Below are 749 nucleotides of genomic sequence, written 5' to 3'. Positions count from 1 at the left end.
CCCAGGCCCACGCCCGTCACCTGGAGGGCGAACTGGCCCGCCTGAACGCCGGAATCGCCCCGCTGCGCCGCGAGCGCGAGCGGCTGGAAGCGGCGCTCAATTCCTACGCCCGCTACGGCGAGGGCGCCCGCAACGCCCTGCGCCTCGACCACCCCGGCATCGTGGGGTCGGTGGCCGACCTGCTCACCGTGCCCGCCGAGTACGAGACCGCCGTCACCGCCGCGCTGGGGCGCCGCCTGGAGCAGATCGTGGTGCACTCCGGCGAGGACGCCCGGACGATCATCGAGGAACTCAAGCGGTCGGGGGGCCGCGCCACCTTCCTCCCGCTGGACCTCCTGCGCCCGCGCCCCCGGCGTGACGGCGGGCTGCTGCGTGAGGCGGGCGTGATCGGCAACCTCGCGGACCTGTGCCCCACCGACCCGCCCCTCGTCGGGGAGGCGATCCTGGCCGACACCCTGATCGTGGAGGACCTGCGGGCCGCCCACCGCCTCGCCCGCGCCTACCCCAACCGTCCGCGCCTCGTCACCCTGGAGGGCGAGCTGCTGGAGGCCGGGGGCGCGATCACGGGCGGGCGCCTGCGCGACAGCGGGAGCAGCGTGCTGGCCGATGGGCGACGCTTTCAGGAACTCGGCGCCGAGCTGGAGGACGCGGAGCGCCGCACCGCCCACCTGCGAAGCGAACTGGACCGCGTCCAGGCCGGAATGACCGGGACCGGAGTGTCCCCCCTCCAGGCCGCCCGCGACGCGGCT

1 pseudogene is annotated in these 749 nt (G+C 75.7%); it reads left to right on the top strand.

What is annotated here, in order from left to right:
* Positions 1-749: pseudogene (locus QOL99_RS17315) on the top strand (chromosome segregation protein SMC); the annotation flags it as partial.

Origin of the sequence: Deinococcus rhizophilus (genome assembly GCF_030271215.1) — a bacterium.
Taxonomy (GTDB): Bacteria; Deinococcota; Deinococci; order Deinococcales; family Deinococcaceae; genus Deinococcus; species Deinococcus rhizophilus.
The sequence above is the reverse complement of the archived record's forward strand: the minus strand, read 5'-3'. Positions and strand labels throughout refer to the sequence as shown.